This window comes from Rhodoferax sp., from assembly GCF_011391645.1.
Lineage (GTDB): Bacteria > Pseudomonadota > Gammaproteobacteria > Burkholderiales > Burkholderiaceae_C > Rhodoferax.
Window position 1 is genome coordinate 1 of the sequence record NZ_JAABQC010000007.1, and the last position, 16644, is coordinate 16644.

16 protein-coding genes are annotated in these 16644 nt (G+C 62.2%); 12 read left to right on the forward strand and 4 right to left on the reverse strand.

The window, feature by feature from the left end; translation table 11 throughout:
* The 3 genes from GPS82_RS01840 to GPS82_RS01850 all read right to left on the reverse strand — a co-directional run.
* Window positions 1-2286: TonB-dependent receptor (locus GPS82_RS01840; protein WP_296490464.1), on the reverse strand; the 2286-nt coding region annotated here is incomplete at its 3' end.
* Between the two features lie 177 nt (window positions 2287-2463).
* Complete coding sequence (locus tag GPS82_RS01845) at window positions 2464-2985, reverse strand: copper chaperone PCu(A)C (protein ID WP_296490466.1); 522 nt, start codon at window positions 2983-2985, stop codon at window positions 2464-2466.
* Window positions 2986-3225: 240 nt separating this feature from the next.
* Window positions 3226-3597 carry a DUF2946 family protein gene (locus GPS82_RS01850; protein ID WP_296490468.1) on the reverse strand — a complete coding sequence of 124 codons (372 nt, stop codon included), beginning with the start codon at window positions 3595-3597 and terminating at the stop codon, window positions 3226-3228.
* A 54-nt stretch (window positions 3598-3651) separates the two neighbouring features.
* On the opposite strand from GPS82_RS01850, the gene GPS82_RS01855 reads away from it, so the two are divergent.
* A complete protein-coding gene (locus tag GPS82_RS01855) occupies window positions 3652-4065 on the forward strand; it encodes a VOC family protein (RefSeq protein ID WP_296490470.1) in 414 nt (137 codons plus the stop codon).
* On the opposite strand, the gene GPS82_RS01860 is transcribed toward GPS82_RS01855, so the two are convergent.
* Window positions 4066-4833 (reverse strand): FCD domain-containing protein, encoded by a 768-nt coding sequence (locus GPS82_RS01860; protein WP_296490471.1) that lies wholly within the window; start codon window positions 4831-4833, stop codon window positions 4066-4068.
* 161 nt (window positions 4834-4994) lie between these two features.
* On the opposite strand from GPS82_RS01860, the gene GPS82_RS01865 reads away from it, so the two are divergent.
* The 11 genes from GPS82_RS01865 to GPS82_RS01915 all read left to right on the forward strand — a co-directional run bounded on the left by GPS82_RS01865 (window position 4995) and on the right by GPS82_RS01915 (window position 16642).
* A complete protein-coding gene (locus GPS82_RS01865; RefSeq protein WP_296490472.1) occupies window positions 4995-7778 on the forward strand; it encodes an FAD-binding and (Fe-S)-binding domain-containing protein in 2784 nt (927 codons plus the stop codon).
* Between the two features lie 112 nt (window positions 7779-7890).
* On the forward strand, window positions 7891-9600 hold the full coding sequence (locus GPS82_RS01870) for an L-lactate permease (protein ID WP_296490473.1): 1710 nt from the start codon (window positions 7891-7893) through the stop codon (window positions 9598-9600).
* Between the two features lie 27 nt (window positions 9601-9627).
* A complete protein-coding gene (locus tag GPS82_RS01875; RefSeq protein ID WP_296490474.1) occupies window positions 9628-10086 on the forward strand; it encodes a universal stress protein in 459 nt (152 codons plus the stop codon).
* Window positions 10087-10214: 128 nt separating this feature from the next.
* Window positions 10215-10811, forward strand: coding sequence for a MarC family protein (locus tag GPS82_RS01880; RefSeq protein WP_296490475.1), 597 nt, complete (start codon window positions 10215-10217; stop codon window positions 10809-10811).
* Between the two features lie 35 nt (window positions 10812-10846).
* A complete protein-coding gene (locus tag GPS82_RS01885) occupies window positions 10847-11950 on the forward strand; it encodes a DUF3108 domain-containing protein (protein WP_296490476.1) in 1104 nt (367 codons plus the stop codon).
* A 57-nt stretch (window positions 11951-12007) separates the two neighbouring features.
* Entirely contained in the window at window positions 12008-12316 is a 309-nt protein-coding gene (locus GPS82_RS01890; RefSeq protein ID WP_296490477.1) for a DUF3567 domain-containing protein, read from the forward strand.
* 92 nt (window positions 12317-12408) lie between these two features.
* Window positions 12409-13020 (forward strand): LysE family translocator, encoded by a 612-nt coding sequence (locus tag GPS82_RS01895; protein ID WP_296490479.1) that lies wholly within the window; start codon window positions 12409-12411, stop codon window positions 13018-13020.
* Between the two features lie 30 nt (window positions 13021-13050).
* Window positions 13051-13767 (forward strand): aspartate/glutamate racemase family protein, encoded by a 717-nt coding sequence (locus tag GPS82_RS01900; protein ID WP_296490480.1) that lies wholly within the window; start codon window positions 13051-13053, stop codon window positions 13765-13767.
* Window positions 13764-14699: a DMT family transporter gene (locus GPS82_RS01905; RefSeq protein ID WP_296490481.1), complete on the forward strand. Its 936-nt coding sequence runs from the start codon at window positions 13764-13766 to the stop codon at window positions 14697-14699. The genes GPS82_RS01900 and GPS82_RS01905 overlap by 4 nt, the downstream gene beginning before the upstream one ends.
* Window positions 14696-15901 (forward strand): PLP-dependent aminotransferase family protein, encoded by a 1206-nt coding sequence (locus tag GPS82_RS01910; protein WP_296490482.1) that lies wholly within the window; start codon window positions 14696-14698, stop codon window positions 15899-15901. Before GPS82_RS01905 ends, GPS82_RS01910 begins: the two co-directional genes overlap by 4 nt.
* 72 nt (window positions 15902-15973) lie before the next feature.
* On the forward strand, window positions 15974-16642 hold the full coding sequence (locus tag GPS82_RS01915; protein ID WP_296490483.1) for a histidine phosphatase family protein: 669 nt from the start codon (window positions 15974-15976) through the stop codon (window positions 16640-16642).
* Window positions 16643-16644: the final 2 nt, after the last annotated feature.

Consider the following 16644-nt stretch of genomic DNA (forward strand, 5'->3'; position numbering starts at 1 on the left):
GCCAACATAGACCGAGCGTCCCATGCCCGGCACGGCGGTGCCCCACTGCGGGTAGTTGGGCAGCGACGGGTTGGCCATGGTGGTGCCCTGGCCGGTGTACGCACCCCCCGTGGTCAGGTAGTAAAACTTGTCAAACAGGTTTTCCACGCCAACATCAACCCGCACTTTGGTCCAGGCGTAGCTGCCGCGCAGGTTGACCAGACTGTAGCCAGGGGTCTTGATCTCGTTACGCATGGCAGACACATCGTCTTTGGCGTTGACCACGACCAACTCGGCGCTGTTGGCCCAGCCGCCCGTGGAGTGCGTCACGGCCAGTTTGGCGTTCAAAGGCATGATGTTGTACAGGTTCCCCCCGGTGGTTTCGTTGCTGCCACGGGTGTAGTTAAGCAAACCTTTGAGGCCGATGTCACCAGCCGCTGTTTTGGTCAGCGGCATGTGGCCCGACAGGTTCACGCCATAAAGCCGTGCCGACTGGTTCATGTACTTCAGCACGCTGAACTTCTCTGTGACCAGGTTGGTGGCAGGGGCGTTGGTAGTGGCGTTCCACTGCACAGCGTCAATGTAGTCGTCCACCTGGGTGTAGAACGGCGTGACCTTGAAGGCCCATCTGCCGTCTGTGGCATGCCAGTCAAAGGTGGCGCTCAGGGTGTTGGCAGCCTCAGACCTGAGGCTGAGGTTGCCCACATAACCATTGCCGTCACCGACAAAGTTGTTCATCAGGGCGGCCATCTGCCAGGTCGTCCAGGGGAAGCGCTCATAGACATTGGGCGACCGCACCTTGTGGGCATACCCGAATTCGATGTCGTAATTGTTATTGGCGGTGTACTTGGCAAGGGCCGTCAGATCGACATTGATGTCGGTGCTGCTGTGATCCTGTGCGTTGAAGGCAGCCGCGTCACGCGCCTGGAATCCCATGGCAGTCGTCGCTGTGCTGTAACCGCGCACATCGCCGGCATTCATCCTGACCTGCTCCACGCGGGCGCCCAGCAGCGTCATCCACTGCGCGCTCTTGCGTGCTTCCCATTCGGCAAAGAGCGCCGTGCGGTCACGCTCGCCGTCTTTGATATTCCAGAAAGTACCCGGAAACATGCCAGCGCCTGAGGGCGGCCACCAGTCGTTGTTGCGGTACTGCTGCAGTTCAGCACCCACACGGAGCAGATCTTGCGGGGTCAGGGCGACATCGGCTTTGACGCTCACGCCGGTGGTTTTGCCCTCGGTGTACATCGGCATGCCCGCAGCGCAGGCGCTGCTGATCAGGCTGCAGGGTGTGCCGTTGAGCGCGGTGCCACCGCCGGAAGCCGTGCCGTACCAATAGCGCTTGTCCGGACCAAAGTCCATGAAGTGGTCCACATTCTCCTGGTAGGCGCGCGCCTCCAGTGAGCCCCAGTCAAACTGACCGAGATAGCGCAGGTTCAGGCTGCTCTGCTTGTTGTAGAGCATGTCCATCCGCTGGTTCGGGTAGAGCTGGAACGGCATGTCCTGGATGCCCAGCCTGGCTTCAAACAGGTGGTCGTCATTTTTGAACGCCAGCCCGAGCGCGTGATTGCGGGTTTCATAGGCGGTGGAACCAACTTCTTCGCGCGCCAAGCTGTGGCCCGGGCGGCCGGTGAAGTCATAGGTTTTGAAATCGGCGCCGGCGCTGTAATTGCCAGCTTTGCTGGTCGCCCCGCTGTAACTGATGTTGAACGCTTGCGTGGCATAGGTGGCCGACAGGTTGGCACCGCTGGCGCTGTTGTTGCTGCGGTAGAAGGTGCCCAACTCACCCTTGGTGATCGCTTTTTGTCCAGGCTCGGCGAACTCGGGGGCAAGCGACTCGGCAATGATGGTGCCGCCAATGCTGTCACCCCCGCTGCTGACCGGTGCGATGCCCGCATACACCTTGAGCAGGCCCACGCTGGTCGGGTCGAGGTAGGACAGCGCCGGGTTCATATGGTTTGGGCATGAGGCAATCAGGTCCATGCCGTCAACCTTGATGCGCAGCCGGTCATCGGCCAGACCGTTGATGGCGGGCAGGCTTGAGACACCGCCCGCGCCGTTCAGGCTCAGGCCCGGGATATCCGACAGCAAGCTGGCGGTGTCGTTGGTGGCCGCCAGTTTGGGTGCCAGGCTGGTCTTGTCAACCGATGCGCTGGCTGGGAGCGGCGTGATTTTGCTGGCGGTGACGGTCATGGCAGGCAGCGTGGCGGCAACTGCCTCTTGCGCCAGCCCATGGCCGCAGTGCAGGCACAGCGCGGGAATGGCCAGCGCCATGGCACGGGTGAATTCGTTGAGTTTGAGGGCTGACATGGTGATTTTCTGAAAGCATTGAAAATACAGGCAATGGCACAAATGCCTTTACCATAGGGCCCAAAAATGGGCTGGCGCGCAGCGCTCAGATCTGGGCTGCGCGGATGCAGCTCAGGCGACGCGCAAGAAAAGTGAGAACGCGGGCCTGGGCTCAACCGGAACGAATTGCGGCCTGGCTTACGGCTTGCCCATTGGTTTTGCGGCCGGCATACCGTGCATGGAATGGTCCATGACGGGGGGCTTGCCGCTGCCGCCGGGGGCCGCCATGGCCACCGGCATTTTCAGCTCAACCTTGCTCTCGACACCCTTGGCGTCCTTGAACAGCAAGGTGACTGGCACGGTGCTGTCTTTCACCAACGGTTCTTTCAGATCCATCAGCATGACATGAAAACCACCGGGCTTGAGTTCGACTGGCTTGCCAGCAGGCAGTTCCAGACCACCTTTGACCTCGGCCATTTTCATGATGCCGTTGTCCATCTTCATTTCATGCACCTGCGCCACGCCAGCCACTGGAGACGCTGCGCCAACCAGTCTGGCGCCCTCCTTGGCGGTAAGCGTCATGAACGCGCCAGTGGCCATTTGGCCCTTGACGGTGGCGCGCGCCCAGGCGTTTTGCACCTCAATGGGTTCGCCAGCGGCATAAGCGCTCAAGCTTGCAGCCACCAGGGCAATGGCGGTCACGAATGGTGTCAATTTCATGGGAATTCCTTTAGGGTTAACGGGTCGAAGCGACCAGGGTTGACAAACAAAATAGAGTTCCAGACCTTTTCAAATTCACCGATTATTGCTATTACTTAAATAGCAATAATCCGCGCAATTCGGGGCAGTGCGGCAACAAGCCAACACAGCGTGGTGCTCAAGCACGCAACCTGAACCATTGAATCAATCTGCCTCCAGCCAAAGCGCAACGTGCGCCAGGCGCCCTGAAAATCAGGGCATTCAGGCTTGGGGTGGCCCGCGCGCAGGCGGCGGCGCAGCGGTGAGGGCGGCAATGTGTGCCGCCGGAATACTTTTGAGCACATGGCTCAACGGGTGCGGTGGTGCCACCGTGTTCGCCGCAAACAGCACCGGTGCACCGCCCACCATGCACAGCGGGCAAAACAGCGCGTCCCCCGCGTCGGCGGCTGCGGTGGTCACCATGCCGTCATCGGCCAGCACCACCCTGAGCATACCTGCGCCGGTGCAAATCACCAGTTCCTGCTGCGGGTTGACCATGGGCGAGGCCACGGCTGCCCCCAGCGTCAAGGCAAACCACAGCAACGCCAGTTTGGCGAGCCAGGGTGTGTTGCGCAGGGTTTGCAGAAAGCTCATGGGGCGCGATTATGACATTGGCTTCGGCGGCGCCGGCCTGCTATCCTGTGGCCCATGAACAGCCTATTTCACCTCGCCTTCAACGTGACCAACCTTGACCAGACGCGCCAGTTTTACGGCGGCGTGCTGGGTTGCCAAGAGGGCCGCAGCACCGCCACCTGGGTCGATTTTGATTTCTTTGGCCACCAGCTCTCGATGCATCTGGGCGAGCCCTTCAAGACAGCCGCCACCGGCCATGTGGGTGAGCACCTGGTGCCGATGCCGCACTTTGGCCTGGTGCTGGCACTGCCCGACTGGCAGGCACTGGCGCAACGGCTGCAAGCCGCGCAGATCGACTTCATCCTGGAGCCACAAATACGCTTTGCCGGTCAGCCGGGGGAGCAATGGACCATGTTTTTTTGTGACCCGTTTGGCAACCCGATCGAGATCAAGGGCTTTGCCGCGCTCGACGCCGTGTACGCCACCTGACTAAAGTGCCGCTGGTTCACCCTTGCGTCTGAGCGCACTGGCGCGCCGCTCCTCGTCCAGCGCTTTGTCCTCGATGCCCTGGCGCACAAAGTCAATGTGTTCGCTGGCGGCCAGCGCCGCCTGTTGCGGGTTGTGCTCCCGAATGGCTTGCCAGATGGCCCGGTGCTGCGAGCGCAACTGGTTCCAACGCTGCGGTCGCGCATGCAGATGCTCCAGATTATTGGACACATGGCCATGGATCACCCGCATCAGGCTGGCCGTCAGGTGGCCGATCAGCACGTTGTGCGAAGCCTCGGCCACCGCTTGGTGAAAAGTCACGTCGGCGTCAATACAGTTTGCCAAATCATCGCGGGTGTAACTGTCCTCCAGCGCCGCAAAGGCTGCGTCCAGGCGGCTGATGTCGGCATCAGTGGCCCGGTCGGCGGCGAGTGATGCCGCCTGGCTCTCCAGCATTTGACGAAATTCCAGCAGGTCGCGGTGCAGCAGGGGATTGTCCTTGAGCATGTCTTGCCAGGGGTCGACAAAGTGCGCCTGCAGCCGGTCAGTGACAAAAGTGCCGCCCCCATGGCGCGTGGTCAGCAAGCCCTTGGACACCAGTTTTTGCATTGCCTCGCGCAGCGACGGGCGCGACACACCCAGGTCGAGCGCCAGCGTTCGCTCAGACGGCAAGCGGTTGCCCGGCTTGAGCGAGCCTTCGAGAATTCTTTTTTCGAGTTCACTGGCCACGGAGTCGGCCAGGCGAACAACAACAGGGCGCAGAGGAGTCATAAGGCAATAAATGGTAAGACCACTTGCATGATATTTCAACTGATGCTTGAAAATTGCACACAAATGGCCAGGGTAAACCCTAGTTTTTTCAAAAATGCAAGGGGTTACAGTCGTTGTTTGGTAATACCACTTTACCAACATAAGAATTCAGGAGACAAACCATGAGCCAATTGACAGATGTGCTGGCGCGCATCTTGCCGTCCAAGCAGGTGATCAGCGACCCGCTGCGGCGGCTCGCCTACGGCACCGATGCCAGTTTTTACCGTCTCACGCCTGAGGTGGTGGCAGTGGTCGAGTCCGAGCAAGAGGTGCAGGCGCTGCTGCAAACACTCGGCAGGCTGGGCCGCCCGGTGACCTTTCGCGCAGCGGGCACCAGCCTGTCAGGCCAAGCCGTCACAGACAGTGTGCTGGCGCTGATTGGCGAGGGTTTTGCCACCTGCGAGATTGGTCCGGATGCCGCCACGGTGCGCGCCGGCCCGGGCATGATTGGCGGCGAGGTGAACTTTCGCCTCAGCCCCCACGGGCGCAAGATTGGACCCGACCCGGCCTCCATCAACGCCAGCAAGATCGGCGGCATTGCCGCCAACAACGCCTCCGGCATGTGCTGCGGCACGGCTCAAAACAGCTACCGCACGCTGGCTGGCATGCGCGTGGTGCTGGGCGACGGCACGCTGCTTGACACCGAAGACCCGTTCAGCGTGGCAAGTTTTCGGCAAAGCCACGCCACCCTGGTGGACGAACTGCAATACCTGGGGGCCAGCACCCGCGCCAACGAGGCCTTGGCCGCGCGCATTCGCCATAAATACAAAATCAAAAACACCACCGGCTACAGCCTGAATGCGCTGGTGGACTACTGTGACCCGATCGACATCCTGGCGCACCTGATGATTGGCTCCGAGGGCACGCTGGGGTTTATCTCGCGCATCACCTACCAGACGGTGGCCGAAGACCCGTTCAAGGCCAGCGCGCTGGTGTTTTTTCCAGGCATCCAGATCGCCTGCCAGGCGGTCATTGGCCTCAAAACCAAACAAGTCGCGGCGGTCGAACTGCTCGACCGCGCCGCCCTGCGCTCGGTGCAGGACAAACCTGGTTTGCCACCCATCATGCGCAGCCTGGGCGACGAGGCTGCCGCCCTGCTGATCGAGGTGCGCGCTGAAACGGCGGTGGCGCTGCAACTGCGCATGGACGCCGCCATGGCCGCTTTGGAAGGCATCGCAACCATTGAGCCACCCACGTTTTCCATTGACCCCGCCACCTGCGACATGTACTGGAAAGTGCGCAAGGGCACTTACCCGTCGGTGGGGGCGATGCGCCGCACCGGCACCACGGTGATCATTGAAGACGTGGCATTTCCGCTTGAATCGCTGGCCAATGCGGTGCTGGATATTCAGGCGCTGATGCGCAAGCACGGCTACACCGAGGGCATCATCTTTGGCCATGCGCTGGAAGGCAATGTGCACTTTGTCTTCACACAGGACTTCTCCACGCAACTTGAAATTGACCGCTATGCAAGCTTCATGGACGACGTGGCAGAGCTGGTGGTGGACAAATACGACGGCTCGCTCAAGGCCGAGCATGGCACCGGGCGCAACATGGCGCCGTTTGTCGAGAAGGAATGGGGCACCCAGGCCACCGATTTGATGCGCCGTATCAAGCAACTCTTTGACCCGCAAAATTTGCTCAACCCCGGCGTCATCCTGAACGACGACCCGCTAGCGCACCTGAAACACCTGAAGCCCATGCCAGCCGCCGAGGAGATGGTTGACCGCTGCATCGAGTGTGGTTTTTGCGAGCCGCTGTGCCCGTCGCACCGGCTCACGCTGTCACCGCGCCAGCGCATTGTGAGCTGGCGCGAGCTGTCGCGCCGCACAGCGGCAGGCGAGAGCGTGGCCGACCTGGAAGCCGACTTTGCCTACTTTGGCCTGGACACCTGCGCCGGGTGTGGACTGTGCTCCACCGCATGCCCGGTGGGCATTGACACCGGCGCGCTGACCCGGCTGCTGCGCGGGCGCGGCATGGGTTCGGGCTCACGCAAGGTGGGGGAATGGACGGTTGACAACTTTGGCAAGGTGGCCACCGCCTCACGCCTGGGCATTGGCCTGGGGCAAGTGGCCGCCAGCGTGGTGGGCGACAACTGGCTGGCCAAACTGTCGGGCGGCAAGTGGAAACGCGGCATGCCCCAGGCTGGCAAAGCGCCCGCGCCCTACGCTGGCGAGGGTGACCCGGTGGTGTACTTCCCGGCCTGCGGCGGACGCATCTTTGGCGCCAACAGCGCCGCTGAGCCCACCCTGCCCGAAGTCATCATGGAACTGCTGGTGCGCGCCGGTTACGCACCGATCCTGCCCGAGGGTTTTGACAAACTGTGCTGTGGCCAGATGCTCGAAAGCAAGGGCATGGCTGAAGAAGCCGACGCCATGAGCGATGCGGTGACACAGGCACTGTTAAAAGCCGCTGACGACGGCCAGGGCGGCTTCTACCCGGTCATCATGGATGCCAGCACCTGCTCGGTGCGCATGCAGAAGAAACTCGCCGGCAGCGGGCTGGCACTGCTCGACTTTCACGAGTTCGCCCACGATGCCTTGTTGCCGCGCCTGTACCTCGCCAAAAAACCGGGGCCGATTGCGCTGCACATCAATTGCAGCGTGCGTCGCACCGGATCGGACGCCAAATTGCGCCGCGTGCTGGCGGCCTGCGTGGAGCAGGTCATCGAGCCCGCCGGCATCACCTGCTGCGGCTTTGGCGGCGACCGCGGCTTTGCCGTGCCAGAACTCAATGTGCATGCGCTGCGCAAAGTGCACGACGCCTTGCCAAGCAACTGCTGCGAAGGTGTGTCCACCAACCGCACCTGCGAAATCGGTCTGACCGCCGAGACCGGCCGCCCCTACCACTCGATCGCCTATCTGCTTGAAGAATGCAGCCGGGTTGACGCAACGACGAGCTGTTAATCCCTTTTTCAAGCCACCGCCTTTCCATTTTTTACAACAAGGAGACTTTCATCATGCACCACTGGCGCGCCATTCACTTCCATCCACAAACTGCAACTTGCAGGAGGCCCTCATGAATCAAACTTTGCTTTCTTTGCTGGCCTTTGCACCACTGGTGCTGGCAGCGGTGCTGTTGGTGGGTTTTAACTGGCCGGCCAAACGCGCCATGCCGGCGGTGCTGATCCTCAGCGTGGCGATTGCCCTGGGCGCCTGGGGCATGTCGGCCAACCGCGTGATCGCGTCCATCTTGCAGGGCCTGATCCTGACCGGCGCGGTGCTGTGGATCATATTTGGTGCCATTTTGCTGCTCAACACCTTGAAGCATTCGGGTGCCATCAAGGCGATTCGCGGTGGCTTTGCCAACATCAGCCCGGATCGCCGGGTGCAGGTCATCATCGTGGCCTGGCTGTTTGGCTGCTTCATTGAAGGCGCCTCCGGCTTTGGCACACCGGCTGCGGTGGCAGCGCCGTTGCTGGTGGCGCTGGGCTTTCCGGCCATGGGCGCAGTCATGCTGGGCATGATGGTGCAGTCCACCCCGGTGTCCTTTGGCGCGGTGGGCACGCCCATTGTGGTGGGCGTGACCGGCGGTCTGGACAAGGCCGGCATCTCGGCCCAGCTGCTGACCAAGGGTTCCGATTGGGAGGTTTTTTACCGGCTGATCACCTCGGAAGTCGCCATCACCCATGCGCTGATCGGTTTCATGATTCCGTTGCTGATGTGCGCCATGCTGACGCGCTTTTTTGGCCGCAACAAGTCATGGCGCGAAGGCCTGGCGATTGCCCCGTTTGCCATCTTTGGGGGTCTGGCCTTTGTGCTGCCTTATGCGGCGGCTGGTGTCTTTTTGGGCCCGGAATTTCCGTCAATCATCGGCGCTCTGGTGGGCCTGGCGATTGTGGTGCCCGCTGCCAAGATGGGCTTTTTGGTGCCCAAAAAGTCGTGGGACTTTGCTGACCCCAAAGAGTGGTCCCACCTGTGGATGGGCAGCATCGAGATCAAGCTCGACCAACTCACCGCCAAGGCCCCCATGTCGGTCGGCCTGGCCTGGCTGCCCTACCTGTTGCTGGCTGGCTTGCTGGTGCTGTCGCGCGTCAACACCGATGTGAAAGCCTTCTTTACGAAAAATCTGGTTCTGAGCTGGAAAAATATCCTGGGCGAAACCGGTTTGTCGGGCAGCATCGAGTTTCTGTACCTGCCGGGCGGCATCATGATCATGGTGGTGCTGGCCACTTATTTGCTGCAACGCATGAAGTTCTCGGAGCTCAAGGCCGCGGTGAGTGAGTCGTCACGCACCTTGCTTGGTGCCGGCTTTGTGCTGATGTTCACCATCCCGATGGTGCGTATTCTGATCAACTCGGGCGTCAACATGGCCGACCTGCCCTCCATGCCGCGCGCCATGGCCGAACTCGTGGCCAGCAGCGTGGGCAGCATCTATCCGTTCTTTGCACCATCGGTGGGAGCGCTGGGCGCCTTCATCGCCGGCTCAAACACGGTCTCCAACCTGATGATGGCGCAGTTCCAGTTTGACACCGCCCAGCTTATCGGCGTCTCCGGTGCCATGCTGGTGGCCGTGCAGGCCGTGGGGGCTGCCGCGGGCAACATGATCGCCATTCACAATGTGGTGGCGGCCTCGGCCACGGTGGGATTGCTTGGGCGCGAGGGCGCGATTCTGCGCATGACCATCATCCCGACGCTGTACTACCTTGTCATGGCGGGTGTGCTGACCATGATCGCCATTTATGGCCTCGGCATCACCGACCCGATGATGCTGGCCGCCAAGCTTTGACCCGTTCCATTTTTCAGGAGTTAATTCATGTGTAAACGTATTTTTGTCGCCATCGACGGCAGTGCCACGGCGCAGTCCGCGCTGGTCGAGGCCATTCAGTTCGCCCGCCTGCCAGGCATGAGCCTGTGCATCGGCACTGTTCTGGACGCCGGCCCGCTGGGCCAGAACAGCATGGGCATGGGCGCCTTGATCAATGTCGACGAGGTGAAAGCCGGAATGCGCCGAGCGGCCGAGGCGCTGCTTGAAGACGCCATGGCCAAGGCCAAGGAGGCGAATCTGGATCCTTATCACATCCTGATTGAGTCGGAAAACAAACGCGTCGCAGAAATGATTTTGGGGGCAGCCCAACAATGGGATGCCGACCTGATCGTGATTGGCACCCATGGCCGACGCGGCTTTGAACGCATGATGATGGGCAGCGTGGCAGAAAACCTGGTGCGCATTGCCACCATGTCGCTTTTCCTGGTGCGCAGAAAAATCGGTTGACGCCACCTGTGTGTTTCCTCGCGCGGCAGCCATCGCAAGGTGCCGCCGGGGGATCCCGCCCGCAGCCAAGACAACTGCCGGGAGTCAAGCCTGCTATCCTGTCACCTCCGACAGACATTCCAGCGCGCATGAACTACACCTTTGCCTCTGCCACCATTTTGCTGATCCTGATCACTGATCCGATCGGCAACATCCCGATTTTTGCCAACGCCCTCAAGCATGTGGCGCCCGAGCGGCGCGCGCGCGTGATCCTGCGCGAAGTGCTGATCGCTTTTTTGCTGCTGCTGACTTTCATGTTCATCGGCGAGAGCTTTCTGCGGGTGATGAACCTCAGCGAGCTCTCCTTGCAGATTGGCGGTGGCGTGATTCTGTTCTTGATCGCGCTGCGCATGATCTTCCCGCCCCCCAAGGTGGAGTCGGAGGAGCCTTTGGGCGAGCCGATGATCGTGCCGCTGGCCATCCCCGCGATTGCCGGTCCGTCGGCGCTGGCCACCGTGCTGTTGCTGGTCTCGCAAGCGCCCGAGAAACGGCTGGAATGGATCGCCGCGCTGTGCGTGACCATGAGCGTCAGTGCCGTGGTGCTGGTGCTGGCCGAGCGCATCCAGCGCGTCGCCGGTGACCGTTTTGTGGTGGCGCTGGAGCGCCTGATGGGCTTGGTGCTGGTGGCGGTGTCGATCGAGATGCTGCTGCGCGGCATCAAAACCTTCGTCGTGCAATTGTCGTGAATGCTGGAGCCGCAAGACAAGCCTGAGGCGCTGCCATGACCCTGAAAGCCTGGCTGACCCTGACCCTGGCCGTGCTGCTGGTGCACCTGGCCTTGTTGCAAAGGCTGCCTGTCAACCTGCGCACATCACCCGACCAAGTCACCTCCACCTTTGAAACCCGCACGGTGTTTCTGCCTGCTGAACCTGCCACGGCACCCCCACAGGCGGCGCTCACCATCACGGGCAAACCCAAATCCAAATCCAAATCCGCAGACACCCTGCCCAAAGCCACTCCTGTGGCTCCGCAGCCAATGCCAGACGGGCAGGTGCCGGCAGACAGCGGTGCCTCTCTGGCAAGCCTGCCATCGGCAGCGGCCACTGAAGCCCGTCGCCCCGAGCCTGCGGCTGACCCGGCCAGCGCACCTGCCGCTGCGGCCGGGCAGGCTGGTGACACAGGCGATGCAGCGCCAGCCGCCGAGCCCGCAACCCCGCCCAAAACCAATGAGGCAGTCTTCAACCCCACCAGCTTGCCGGCCTCCATCAAGCTGAAATACCGGGTGGAGTCGAACAAATTTCCCTACATGCTGCAAAGCGAGTTGTTGTGGCAGCAGCATGAACTCAGTTACGAGGCGCGCCTGACTTTCAGTGCCTTTGGCCTGTCGCGGGTGCAGACCAGCCGCGGCCAGATTGTTCAAAATGGCCTCGCCCCGGAACGGTTTTCTGACAAGTCACGCAGCGAGGTGGCCGCCCACTTCAACCGCGAGCGGGGCGTGGTGACCTTCAGCGCCAATACCCCCGAACTGGCGCTGCAGCCCGGCGCCCAGGACCGCCTGAGCGTGCTGTTGCAGCTGGGCGCCCTGGTTGCCAGCGCACCGCAGAGCTTTCCCGCGGGCACCAGCTTGAGCGTGCAAACCATTGGTCCGCGCAATGGCGAGACGTGGCTGTTTACCTTTGGCGAGACAGAGGCGCTGGACTTGCCCGGCGGCCCGCAGTTGGGCTTGAAACTGGTGCGCCAGCCACGCGAGCTCTACGGCCAGATGGTGGAGGTCTGGCTGGCTCCCGCGCTGGGTTATCTGCCTGTGCGCACACGCATCACCGAATCCAATGGCGACTATGCGGACCAAAAATGGGAATCTTCAGAAGCCGTTGCAAGCCCTTGAAATTGACCAATTTGTAACCAAGTTCAAGGCCATATGGATTCATGGATAATTTGACGCATGCACACGCTCTACGACTCTGACACTTATTCGGTCACCCACATGCTGGCCAACGCCGTCACGGCTGAAGTTCAGCCTGACGACATGAAGGCTGGCGAGCAGTTGCTGATCGTGCCGCAGCTGGTGCGCCACGGCTTCGAGATTGTGGACAAGCGCGCCAACAAGGAGGTGTACCTTGACGGCTCCTGGGCTGAGTTGTTTCAACAGCAAATTTCCGCTTGGCAAAACAACACACCAACCCAGGAAGAAGTGGAACACACGCTGGAACAATACGCCGAACTGGCGCAAAACCCGGTCGTGGTGCACTGACGCGCCAGGGCGCCCGGTTTTGCTTTCCACCACCCGCGCCTGACGCCCGCCCCGCGTCCACTTGCGCACCACGGGCCTGAGGTGACCATTCCATGAGCGGCGCCGAGATCACCGCATTGTTGATGCTGTGCACGGCAGTGAGCTTCACACCTGGCCCCAACACCACACTGTCCACCGCGCTGGCCGCCAACTATGGCCTGCGCCGGGCAATGCGTTTTGTGCTGGCGGTGCCGGTCGGCTGGGGCTTGCTGCTGGTCCTGTGCGCCGGCGGCGTGGGCGCGCTGGTGGTAAGCCTGCCGCCGCTGCGCCTGGGCGTCAAGGGCGCGGGTGTGGCCTACCTGCTCTGGCTGGCCTGGAAGCTCTGGCAATCGCACAAGCTGGCGCAGGCCAATGCCGGCCAGCTCAATGTGAGCTTTTGGCAGGGCGTGATGCTGCAGTTTCTCAACATCAAGGCCTGGATGCTGGCGCTCATCGTGGTGGCCGGCTGGCTGGCAGGGCGCGACGACCTGTGGCAACGCTTTGCGGTGGTGCTGCCGCTGCTGCTGGCCTTTGCCCTGGCCAGCAACCTCTGCTACGCGCTGGTGGGCACGTTGTTGCGCCAATGGCTGGCCGACCCTGCCCATGGCGGTCGGCGCCTGCGCTGGTTCAACCGCTGCATGGCCGGCGTGCTGGTGGCCACGGCGCTGTGGATGGCCACGGTCTGAACCGACCTCAAAAGACAAGGGAACTCGCCCATGACAACTTACCCTCTGAAAACCCTCGGTCTGATCGGCGGCATGAGTTGGGAATCGACCGTGCCGTATTACCGGCTGATCAATGAAACCGTCAAGGCCCGGTTGGGCGGCCTGCATTCCGCCAAAATCGTTTTGTACAGCGTGGACTTTGCAGAAGTAGAGCATTTGCAAGCCAGCGGCCAGTGGCAGGCGGCCGGTGCCCTGCTCGCCGATGTTGCGCAAAGACTCGAAGGCGCCGGTGCTGACGCGCTGGTGCTGTGCACCAACACCATGCACAAGGTGGCCGATGCGATCACATCGTCGGTGGGCATCCCGCTGCTGCACATTGCCGACCCGACCGCTTTGGCCATCCGGCAGGCCGGTTACACCACCGTGGGTCTGCTGGGCACCCGCTTCACCATGGAGCAGGACTTCTATCGCCAGCGACTCGAGCAACAGGGCTTGACTGTTCTGACACCCGGCCAGGCCGACCGCGACCGGGTGCACCAGGTCATTTACCAGGAGTTGTGCCTGGGCCAGATCAACGCTGGCTCGCGCCAGGACTACCAGCGCGTGATTGCCGAACTTGGCGCACGAGGCGCGCAGGCCATCATTCTGGGCTGCACCGAAATCGGCTTGCTGGTTCAGGCCACAGACTGCGCCTTGCCCCTGTTTGACACCACCGCCTTGCACGCCTGCAGTGCCGCCCATTGGGCCATGTCGGTGCCCTGCCCATGAGCGCCACAAAGCATGAAACCCTTGGCATGTGGCTGGGCGTGCTGGGGGTTGCCATCTTTGCGGTGACCCTGCCGATGACGCGGCTGGCCACCGGCACAACTGAGGCGCCCCAACTGTCACCCTGGTTTGTCACGTTCGGGCGGGCCGTGTTGGCCGGTGCGCTGTCGCTGGTGTTCCTGGGGGTGACCCGCTCCAAGCTGCCCACCGCCACGCAACGCAGGTCACTGGGCATGGCCCTGCTGGGCAACGCCATCGGCTACCCGCTGCTGCTGGGTTTTGCGCTGCGCCAGGTCACGTCTGGCCACGCGGCCGTGATCACCGCGCTGCTGCCGCTGGCCACGGCGGCGATTGCCGCCTGGGTGCTGCACCAGCGCGCGCGGCTTGGTTTTTGGGTCTGTGCCGGGCTGGGCAGCGCGCTGGTGGTGGTGTTTTCACTGCTGCGCGCCCACCAGCTGGGGCATGGCTTTGGTTTTGAGTGGGCTGATTTGCTGCTGGTGGGCGCCGTGCTGGCCGCCTCCACCGGCTACGTGTACGGCGCGCAGGTCACCCACGCCCTGGGCGCAGAGCGCGTCATTTGCTGGGTCTGCGTGATGGCGCTGCCCATCACCTTGCCCGGCGCGCTGCTCACCTGGCCGGCGCACAGCGTTGCCCCATCGGCCTGGCTGGGCCTGGTCTACGTGGGCGTGTTTTCCATGTGGGCGGGATTTTTTGCCTGGTACCGTGGCATGGCCATGGGCGGCGCCCTGAAAGTGAGTCAGACGCAACTGCTGCAGCCCTTCCTGAGCATCCTGGCCGCCGTTCCGATTTTGGGCGAGCCTCTGGAGTGGGTAACATTGGCCTTTGCGCTGGCGGTGATGACCACCGTGTTTTTAGGCAGGCGATTTTCTGCACCAGCGCCGGTTTTTTCCAGCTCACCAAAGCAATCTTCATGACCGACTCCCACTCCCCTTGGCATCTGGCGCGCCGCGCCGCACGCATGAACCCCTCGATCATCCGCGAAATCCTGAAGGTCACCGAAAAGCCGGGCATCATCAGTTTTGCCGGCGGCCTGCCGTCCAGCAAAACCTTTCCGGTGGCCGAGTTTGACGCCGCCTGCGCCAAAGTGCTGCGTGACGACCCGGCCGGGGCCCTGCAGTACGCCGCCAGCGAAGGCTACGGGCCGCTGCGCGAGATGGTGGCCGACATGCTGCCATGGCGCGTTGACCCGACACAGGTGCTGATCACCACTGGCTCTCAGCAGGGACTCGATTTGGTGGCCAAGGTGCTGATTGACGCCGACAGCAAGATTCTGGTCGAGTCGCCCACCTATCTGGGCGCGGTCATGGCCTTCATTCCGATGGAACCCAGGGTGGTGAGTGTGGCCAGCGACGCGCACGGCGTGGACATTGACGACCTGGCCCAAAAAGCGGACGATGCCCGTTTTCTGTATGTGCTGCCCAATTTTCAGAACCCAACCGGCAACACCATGTCCGAGAGTCGCCGGGCCGCCCTGAGCGCACTGGCCACCGAGCGCGGCCTGCCCCTGATTGAAGACAACCCCTACGGCGACCTGTGGTTCGATGTGCCACCGCCCGCGCCGCTGACCGCCCGCAACCCCGATGGCTGCATTTATCTGGGCTCATTCTCCAAGGTGCTGGCGCCGGGCCTGCGACTGGGCTTTGTGGTGGCGCCCAAGGCGGTGTACCCCAAGCTGCTGCAGGCCAAGCAGGCCGCCGACCTGCACAGCCCCGGTTTCAACCAGCGCATGGTGGCCGAAGTCATGAAAGACGGGTTTCTGGAGCGCCATGTGCCGACCATTCGCGCGCTGTACAAATCTCAGCGCGACGCCATGCTGGAGGCTCTGCAACACGAAATGCCGTCCGGCGACACCGACCACACGCTGACCTGGAACACCCCCGCCGGCGGCATGTTCCTGTGGGCGCGTCTGCCCAAAGGCATGAGCGCGGTGGATTTGCTGCCCTTTGCCGTGGAACAAGGGGTGGCCTTTGTACCCGGCGCGCCTTTTTACGCCGACCATGGCGACGAGCGCACCCTGCGCCTGTCGTTCGTCACGCCCAGTGTTGACGAGATTCACCGCGGCGTGGCGGCTTTGGCGCGGGCAGTCAAAACTTATGCCGCCAGCCTGCCGGGCTGAAACGCCGCCATGGTCACTGCACAGATCACCCGGCTGACAGGCACGCAGACCCATAACGGTTAAATAAAAGCCATGGGTACTCTTTATCTGGTCCGCCACGGACAGGCTTCGTTTGGCGCTGAGGATTACGATCAACTGAGCGACTTGGGCCTGCGCCAAAGCGTGCAATTGGGTCGCTACTTTGCCAGCAAGGGAATCAACTTTGATATGGTTCTGAGCGGCACCCTGCGCCGGCACACGCAAACCCTGACCGGCATGGGTGAAGGGCTGGGCCAGCCATTGGCTGCCACGCAATGGACCGGTTTGAACGAGTACAACAGCGACGCTGTGATTGCCGCCATTCACCCCGAGCCGCTGGATCGCACCCCCGCGCCGGACAAATACCGCAAGCACTTCCGGCTGCTGCGCACCGGCTTGCTGCAATGGATGCTTGGCAACACCCAGCCGCAAGACATGCCCGGTTGGCATGCTTTTGGGCAACAGGTGATCGAGGTGCTTGACCATGTGCGCCAAAGCGACGCTGAACGGGTGTTGCTGGTGTCAAGCGGTGGCCCGATTGCCAGCGCCATCGGCCATGTGCTGGGCACGCCGCCCGAGGCCACGGTGGAGCTCAACATGCGCCTGCGCAACACGGCCGTGACCGAATTTGCCTTCAGCCCCAAACGCCACTCACTGCTGACCTACAACACCCTGCCCCACCTGGAGCACCTCGATTACGCAAAATGGGTGAGCCACGCCTGAGC

What these genes read in the sequence shown, in the direction of transcription:
- GPS82_RS01885 (WP_296490476.1), top strand. Translation starts at nt 10,847, where the DNA reads ATGACCCTGAAAGCCTGGCTGACCCTGACCCTGGCCGTGCTGCTGGTG.
- GPS82_RS01905 (WP_296490481.1), top strand. Translation starts at nt 13,764, where the DNA reads ATGAGCGCCACAAAGCATGAAACCCTTGGCATGTGGCTGGGCGTGCTG.
- GPS82_RS01855 (WP_296490470.1), top strand. Translation starts at nt 3,652, where the DNA reads ATGAACAGCCTATTTCACCTCGCCTTCAACGTGACCAACCTTGACCAG.
- GPS82_RS01860 (WP_296490471.1), bottom strand. Translation starts at nt 4,833, where the DNA reads ATGACTCCTCTGCGCCCTGTTGTTGTTCGCCTGGCCGACTCCGTGGCC.
- GPS82_RS01845 (WP_296490466.1), bottom strand. Translation starts at nt 2,985, where the DNA reads ATGAAATTGACACCATTCGTGACCGCCATTGCCCTGGTGGCTGCAAGC.
- GPS82_RS01870 (WP_296490473.1), top strand. Translation starts at nt 7,891, where the DNA reads ATGAATCAAACTTTGCTTTCTTTGCTGGCCTTTGCACCACTGGTGCTG.
- GPS82_RS01880 (WP_296490475.1), top strand. Translation starts at nt 10,215, where the DNA reads ATGAACTACACCTTTGCCTCTGCCACCATTTTGCTGATCCTGATCACT.
- GPS82_RS01910 (WP_296490482.1), top strand. Translation starts at nt 14,696, where the DNA reads ATGACCGACTCCCACTCCCCTTGGCATCTGGCGCGCCGCGCCGCACGC.
- GPS82_RS01915 (WP_296490483.1), top strand. Translation starts at nt 15,974, where the DNA reads ATGGGTACTCTTTATCTGGTCCGCCACGGACAGGCTTCGTTTGGCGCT.
- GPS82_RS01850 (WP_296490468.1), bottom strand. Translation starts at nt 3,597, where the DNA reads ATGAGCTTTCTGCAAACCCTGCGCAACACACCCTGGCTCGCCAAACTG.
- GPS82_RS01875 (WP_296490474.1), top strand. Translation starts at nt 9,628, where the DNA reads ATGTGTAAACGTATTTTTGTCGCCATCGACGGCAGTGCCACGGCGCAG.
- GPS82_RS01895 (WP_296490479.1), top strand. Translation starts at nt 12,409, where the DNA reads ATGAGCGGCGCCGAGATCACCGCATTGTTGATGCTGTGCACGGCAGTG.
- GPS82_RS01900 (WP_296490480.1), top strand. Translation starts at nt 13,051, where the DNA reads ATGACAACTTACCCTCTGAAAACCCTCGGTCTGATCGGCGGCATGAGT.
- GPS82_RS01890 (WP_296490477.1), top strand. Translation starts at nt 12,008, where the DNA reads ATGCACACGCTCTACGACTCTGACACTTATTCGGTCACCCACATGCTG.
- GPS82_RS01865 (WP_296490472.1), top strand. Translation starts at nt 4,995, where the DNA reads ATGAGCCAATTGACAGATGTGCTGGCGCGCATCTTGCCGTCCAAGCAG.